The sequence below is a fragment of the Kitasatospora sp. NPDC057518 genome, from assembly GCF_042802075.1.
Taxonomy (GTDB): domain Bacteria; phylum Actinomycetota; class Actinomycetes; order Streptomycetales; family Streptomycetaceae; genus Kitasatospora.
Genome location: NZ_JBHVEU010000486.1, coordinates 1 through 6,487, shown reverse-complemented (window position 1 = coordinate 6,487; position 6,487 = coordinate 1). Strand labels below are relative to the sequence as shown.

Here is a 6,487-nt window from a genome sequence, read left to right as displayed (position 1 = left end):
CCAGGATCCTGGTCGGCGGCCGATCGGCGTTTCCGGGCGCTCGCCCGTACGGTCAGCGCGACCCGGGGCCGTCCTCGGCGGCGGGGCCGTCCTTCCCGGCGGTCGGGGACCCGTCCGTCGACTCGGCGACGGCCTCCGGGCCGGAGCCGTTCACCGGCGTGGAGGCGGCGTGCGCGCCGGCCGGCCGGGGCTCCTGCGGGGCCGGGGGCTCGACCAGCCACTCCGGGTTGCTGTGCCGGCGCCACCACTGCCAGGCCACGATGCCGCCGCCGATCGCCAGCAGGCCGGCCACGGCGAGGCCGGTGGCCAGGCGGTTGCACTGCTCCTTCCTGGCGTTCCGGGCGGCCAGCTCGCTGATCTCGGCCGAGCTGACGTTGCCCTGGAGGGCGGTCAGCGCGGCGGCGCCGCGGGCCTGGGCCTCGTGGGCGACCGGGCCGACGGTGGCGCGGGCCTCCTCGACCGCCTGGGCGACCCTGGGGCCGACGGTGGCGCGCGCCTGGTCCGCGGCCCGGGCGGCGGACAGGCGGGCCGCCAGAGCGGCCTCCTGGGCCCGGTGGAGGGCCTTCAGGGTGTTCTGCTGGGCCTCCGGCGGCAGGTTGGCGAAGGCCTGGCCGAACTGGGGGGCGAGGTGCCGGTCGTACTGGCAGCGGAGGTGGTGGGCGGCCTGTGCGGCCTTCGGACCGAAGGCGTCCAAGGCGGGGCCGAGGCGCTGCTTGGCGCCGTCCGCGAACTGTGCGGCGGTGTCCCGGGTCCTGGTGGCCGTCTCACGGGCCGAATCCGAAAAGCTCACGAGTCTCTCCTCCTGGGTGGTGTCCTTTATGCACATATCCACCTGAATGCTGATCATGCATGCTGATTTGTCCGGAGGCATGTCGGGGTGGGCCGTACGCGGGGCCCCTGCCGGGGCGGGCCGGACGGGGCGGGCGTGAGGACAGGGCCCCCGGCGGGGCGGAGAAAGCCGGGTCCGGCTGTGGGGGAGCCGGTCCGGGGGCGGGGGCGCGGCAGTAGGCTGGCGGTTTCGGAGGTCGTGTACGGGAAGGGGACCCGCTGATGCTCCCGGACGAGCCGAGGCCGTCGGTCGACCGGTCCCCGGAGGCCGGACCGCCCGACTGCTACCGGCACCCGCAGACCCCCACCGGGGTCTCCTGCACCCGCTGCGAGCGGCCGATCTGCCCGCAGTGCATGGTGACCGCCTCGGTGGGCTTCCAGTGCCCCGAGTGCGTCGGCAACGGCCACACCGGGTCGCGGCAGGCGACCACCCGGTTCGGCGGGGCCCTGGCCGCCGACGGCGGGCTGGTCACCCGGGTGCTGATCGGGCTCAACATCGTGGTCTGGGTGCTGGCCGCCTTCGTGCTCACCCCGCGGCTGGGCCAGACCTGGTCGCTGTTCAGCGCCGGGCGGGACATCCTCGGCGGCCCGGCGGGCATCGCCGACGGCCCGGACCAGTGGTACCGGCTGCTGACCGCCACCTTCCTGCACCTGGAGTGGTGGCACGTCGGGATGAACATGCTGGTGCTGTACTGGCTCGGCCCGTCGCTGGAGGAGGCGCTCGGCCGGCTCCGCTTCCTGGCCCTCTACCTGGTCTCCGGCCTGGGCGGCAGCACCTTCGCCTTCCTGGTGGCCGGCGGCTGGATGAACTCTGTGGGCGCCTCCGGGGCGGTCTTCGGGCTGATCGGCGCCACGATCGTGCTGCAGCTGCGGAACAGGGGCCCGCTCGGCCCGGCGATGGCGTTCCTGGTCTTCAACCTGGTGGTCACCTTCTCCCGACCGGGCGTCGACTGGCGGGCGCACGTCGGCGGCCTGCTGCTCGGCTCGCTGACGGCGGTCGGCCTGATGTACGCCCCGCGCGAGCGCCGTGGCCTGGTGCAGGGGCTGACGGTGGCGGGCGCGGTGGCGGTCGAGGCGGGGATGCTGCTGGCCGGGACGGCCCTCTACGGGGCCTGACCCCTCGGACGTTTGTCCACAGCGGGTGCGGGGTTGTGCACAGGCTGTGCGACCACCCGGGTGTGGACTGGTGTTCTACGCGTGTCCTGCTGTGCGGTTCTCCCGTTCCCGGGGAGTTGTGCACAGCTGTGGACGGGCCCGCCGGGGAAAGTTATCCACAGGCCCGGGGGACTTTTCCCCAGTGTGGATAACCATGTGGATAAGCCCGACAGTCCGATGGTGGGGATAACCGACCGGATTCCGGTGCGCTCCCGCCCGGCTCCGGGCACGCCTGACCGCCGCCCCGGGACGAGCGATCCGGAGCGGCGGGAAACGGCTCGAAGCCGAGCCTCAGGACGGGCGGAGCGTCACTTCCACTGGGTGGAGACGCCGAAGCCGGCGGCGATGAAGCCGAAGCCGACCAGGATGTTCCAGTTGCGCCAGCTCTCGACCGGGTAGGTGCCGCTGGTCACGTAGTAGGTGACGATCCACACCAGGCCGATCAGGAACAGCGCGAGCATCAGCGGCGCGACCCAACCACGGCCCGAACTGATCTTCACCGCGGCCGTGGTCGGCGGGGTGTAGTCGGACTTCTTGCGGAGTCGAGACTTCGGCACGAGGAGCTCTCCTGTCGATGCGCTGTGAGACCGCGCAGGGTGCAGCGGGTGGAATCGGCCGCGGTCGGCTGTGGAGAAACGTCCTGGGGACCGCTCCGCCACATGCCACCGGCGTCCGTTAGCGTAGTGGCTCGGCGGGTCTAGAGGAGATAAGGGTACGGTGACTAATTTGTCGATTCCCCCTGAGCCGGCCCGTACCCGCCGTTCCGGCACCCGAATTGTCGGACGTGCCCTGACCTGCGCCGTCTTCGCGCTCGCCGGACTGCTCTTCTACATCAGCGCGCAGACCGCCCGCGGCACCGACCTGCGGACCGACAACTCGTTGCTCAGCCTCGGCGACGTGGTCCGCCAGCGCAGCGCCCAGAACCAGCAGGCGCAGTCCCAGCTCGCCGACCTCCAGGCCCGCGCCCAGCAGCTCACCGAGCAGCAGGGCCACGACCCCGCCAACGCCGCGCAGCTGGGCGGCCTGCGCTCCGGCGCGGCCCTGGAGCCGCTCCAGGGCGGCGGCCTGACCGTCACCCTCAACGACGCCCCGCCGAACGCCACCGCGCGCATCCCGGGGGTGCCCGAGCCCGGCGTCAACGACCTGGTCATCCACCAGCAGGACATCCAGGCCGTCGTCAACGCGCTGTGGCGGGGCGGCGCCGAAGGGGTGCAGGTGATGGACCAGCGGCTGATCTCCACCAGCGCCGTCCGCTGCGTCGGCAACACCCTGCTGCTCCAGGGCCGGGTCTACTCCCCGCCGTACGTGGTCAGGGCGGTCGGGCGGACGGACACCCTGCGCTCGGCCGTCGAGGCGGACCCGACGGTCCGCAACTACCTTCAGTACGTCCAGGCGTACGGGCTGGGCTGGAAGGTCCAGGAGAGCGGCGAGCTGAGCCTGCCCGGCTACTCCGGCACCACCGAGCTGCGTTCGGCGGGCGGCCAGCAGTAGCGGACCGGCCCCGCGGGCGCGCACGGCGGGTCTACTCTTTAACCCAGTCCGCTACGTCGAGGGAGCACCATGTACGGCTGGATCTGGCGTCACCTCCCGGGGAACACCCTGGTCCGGGCCGTCATTTCGCTGCTCCTCGTGCTGGGGATCGTCTACCTCCTCTTCACCTACGTCTTCCCGTGGGCGGAACCGCTGCTCCCCTTCGGCGACGTCACAGTGGACGGCGGCGACGGCGCCGCGACCGGCTGAGCCGGCGGGCCCGGCACTCCCTTCCCGCACCGCACCCCACGGAGACCACGCGCGCATGACGACCCGGCCGACCACTCCGCCCCGCATCCTGGTGGTGGACAACTACGACAGCTTCGTCTTCAACCTGGTCCAGTACCTGTACCAGCTCGGCGCCACCTGCGAGGTGGTGCGCAACGACGAGGTGACCGTCGAGCACGCCGTCCGCCGCTCCGGCGACGAGGGCTTCGACGGGGTGCTGCTCTCCCCCGGGCCCGGCGCCCCGGAGGAGGCCGGGGTCTGCATCGAGATGGTGCACCACTGCGCGCGGATCGGGCTGCCGGTGTTCGGCGTCTGCCTGGGCCTCCAGTCGATCGCGGCCGCGTACGGCGCCGTGGTCGGCCGGGCGCCCGAGCTGCTGCACGGCAAGACCTCGCCGGTCGAGCACGAGGACGGCGGGGTGTTCGAGGGCCTGCCCTCGCCGCTGACCGCGACCCGCTACCACTCGCTCGCGGTCGAGCCGGCCACCGTGCCGGCCGAACTGGTGGTCACCGCGCGCACCGGGAGCGGCGTGATCATGGGGCTCAGGCATCGTGAACTGCCGGTCGAGGGCGTGCAGTTCCACCCCGAGTCGGTGCTCACCGAGGGCGGGCACCGGATGCTCGCCAACTGGCTCGCGGAGTGCGGCTTCCCGCAGGCGGTCGACCGGTCGGCCGGGCTCGCCCCGGTGATCGGCCGGGGCTGACCGGCGTGACCTCGCTGCGTCCGGAGGGGCGTTTCCAGCCGGAGGCGGACCCGTACGGCACCGCGCAGCAGTACGGCGGGCCCCGGTACCCGGGCCAGGACGACGGCACCGGCGGTGCGCCGTACCGGCAGGGGATCCCGGTGCAGACCGTGCCCGAGGACGCCTGGGGCGTGTACGAGCAGGCCCAGGAGCCCATCGTGGACGGGCCCGAGTACCCCTGGCTGCCCGACCAGACCCTCCAGCTGCGGCTGCCCCTGGACCTCGGCGCGCCGGCCGCCGAACCGGCCCCCACCGGTGGCCGGGCCGAGCGCCGCCGCGCCGCCCAGGGCCGTACCTCGCTGCGCTCCGGCAGCGGCCGGCGCCGGTCGAACGGCCGCGGCGCCGGGCGGGTGCGCCCCCGGGAGTCCGTGCTCGTGGTGGCCGCCCGGAGCGTCGGCGAGCTGTGCATCACGCTCGGCGTGGTGATGCTGCTCTTCGTCGCGTACCAGCTCTGGTGGACCAACGTGCAGGCCGACGCGGCCGCCGACGGGGCCCGCAACCAGCTGGAGCAGCAGTTCAACGCGGCCGTCGCGCCCGTCCAGCCGGGGCAGCCGGCCCCGGCGCCGGACAAGCCCGAGGTGTTCGAGCCCGGCAAGGGCTTCGCCATCATCTACCTGCCCAAGCTGGGGCTGAAGTTCCCGATCGCCGAGGGCACCTCCAAGTCGGGGGTGCTCGACAACGGCCTGGTCGGCCACTACACGGGAACCGGGATGCCGGGCGACAAGGCGGGCAACTTCGCGCTGGCCGCCCACCGCAACACCCACGGCGAGCCGTTCCGGTACATCAACCAGCTCGGCAAGGGCGACAAGATCGTGGTGGAGACCGCCGCCGGCTACTACACCTACGAGGTCACCGGGGGCATCCCGGAGACCTCCCCCAACAACGTGAGCGTGATCAAGCCGGTGCCGAACGGCGCGGGGTACGCCGGTCCGGGCCGCTACATCACCCTGACCACCTGCACGCCGGAGTTCACCTCCAAGTTCCGCCTCATCGTCTTTGGCAAGATGATCGAGGAACGGCCGCGTGCCCAGGGCAAGCCGGCCGCGATCACGGGCGGGTAGCCGCCCGGCCGCCCGGCCCGGAGGGGGAGCACCGCAGATGCAGGACGAGAGCGCGCGATCGGCCGAACCGGCGCAGGAGGCCTTCGCCCCGCCCGGGCCGCGGGCCGGGCGGGGCCGGAGCCGGGCGCTGGCCGCGCTCGGGGTCTTCGGCGAGCTGCTGATCACCATGGGCCTGGTGCTCGGCCTGTTCGTGGGCTACTCGCTCTGGTGGACCAACGTGCAGGCGGACCGCTCGGCCTCGGCGGCCGCCGACCGGCTGCGCGGCAGCTGGGCCGCGGGCCCGCGCCCCGGCCCCGGGGCGACGCCCGGCGCCGCCCCGGCCCCCGGCGCGTCCGCTGCTCCCGGCGCCCCCGGTGCCGAGGCCGGGTCCGTGCCGAAGCAGTTCGCGGCCGGGGACGACGTCGGCTTCCTGCACGTCCCGGCGATGGGCCGGGACTACCAGGTGCTGATCCGGATGGGCACCTCCACCGAGGTCCTGGACGACGGCGTCGCGGGCGTCTACGAGCAGCCGTACCGGGCCGCGATGCCGTGGGACCAGCAGGGCAACTTCGCGCTGGCCGCCCACCGGGACGGCCACGGCGCCAAGTTCCACGACCTGGACGCCGTCCACCGGGGCGACGCCGTCGTGGTCGAGACCCGGGACAAGTGGTACGTCTACAAGGTCGACAGCACCCTGGCGGAGACGTCCAAGTACGACACCGGCATCGTGGCGCCCGTCCCGGCCCGCTCCGGCTACGAGGGCCCCGGCCGCTACATCACCCTGACCACCTGCACGCCGGTGTACACCTCGCGCTACCGGATGGCCGTCTGGGGGAGCCTGGTGCGGGTGGACGACATGGACGCCAAGCGCACCCCGCCGCCGGAGCTGCGGCACTCCTGAAGCCGCCCACGGGCCTCCTGGAGCCCGTACGGAACGCCCGAGGGCCCGCCGCGTTCGTCGCGG

General features: G+C 73.4%; 8 protein-coding genes. 6 read left to right on the top strand and 2 right to left on the bottom strand.

Going from position 1 to position 6,487, the window contains the following annotated elements; genetic code table 11:
• Nucleotides 1-52 precede the first annotated feature (52 nt).
• A complete protein-coding gene (locus tag ACFU7Z_RS33940; protein WP_074001946.1) occupies nucleotides 53-790 on the bottom strand; it encodes a DUF5324 family protein in 738 nt (245 codons plus the stop codon).
• 260 nt (nucleotides 791-1,050) lie between these two features.
• On the opposite strand from ACFU7Z_RS33940, the gene ACFU7Z_RS33935 reads away from it, so the two are divergent.
• Nucleotides 1,051-1,944: a rhomboid family intramembrane serine protease gene (locus ACFU7Z_RS33935; RefSeq protein WP_074001947.1), complete on the top strand. Its 894-nt coding sequence runs from the start codon at nucleotides 1,051-1,053 to the stop codon at nucleotides 1,942-1,944.
• A 347-nt stretch (nucleotides 1,945-2,291) separates the two neighbouring features.
• Here ACFU7Z_RS33935 and crgA read toward each other — a convergent pair whose 3' ends face one another.
• On the bottom strand, nucleotides 2,292-2,540 hold the full coding sequence (gene crgA, locus ACFU7Z_RS33930) for a cell division protein CrgA (protein WP_049656797.1): 249 nt from the start codon (nucleotides 2,538-2,540) through the stop codon (nucleotides 2,292-2,294).
• Nucleotides 2,541-2,709: 169 nt separating this feature from the next.
• On the opposite strand from crgA, the gene ACFU7Z_RS33925 reads away from it, so the two are divergent.
• From ACFU7Z_RS33925 to ACFU7Z_RS33905, 5 genes are all read left to right on the top strand, one after another.
• Nucleotides 2,710-3,474: a DUF881 domain-containing protein gene (locus ACFU7Z_RS33925; protein ID WP_380745407.1), complete on the top strand. Its 765-nt coding sequence runs from the start codon at nucleotides 2,710-2,712 to the stop codon at nucleotides 3,472-3,474.
• 69 nt (nucleotides 3,475-3,543) lie between these two features.
• Nucleotides 3,544-3,723 (top strand): hypothetical protein, encoded by a 180-nt coding sequence (locus tag ACFU7Z_RS33920; RefSeq protein ID WP_049656795.1) that lies wholly within the window; start codon nucleotides 3,544-3,546, stop codon nucleotides 3,721-3,723.
• A gap of 55 nt (nucleotides 3,724-3,778) precedes the next feature.
• Nucleotides 3,779-4,444, top strand: coding sequence for an aminodeoxychorismate/anthranilate synthase component II (locus tag ACFU7Z_RS33915; RefSeq protein ID WP_074002166.1), 666 nt, complete (start codon nucleotides 3,779-3,781; stop codon nucleotides 4,442-4,444).
• A gap of 5 nt (nucleotides 4,445-4,449) precedes the next feature.
• Nucleotides 4,450-5,544, top strand: a complete 1,095-nt coding sequence (locus ACFU7Z_RS33910; protein WP_053112322.1) for a class E sortase — start codon at nucleotides 4,450-4,452, stop codon at nucleotides 5,542-5,544.
• Nucleotides 5,545-5,581: 37 nt separating this feature from the next.
• Nucleotides 5,582-6,424 (top strand): class E sortase, encoded by an 843-nt coding sequence (locus ACFU7Z_RS33905; RefSeq protein ID WP_380781772.1) that lies wholly within the window; start codon nucleotides 5,582-5,584, stop codon nucleotides 6,422-6,424.
• Nucleotides 6,425-6,487: the final 63 nt, after the last annotated feature.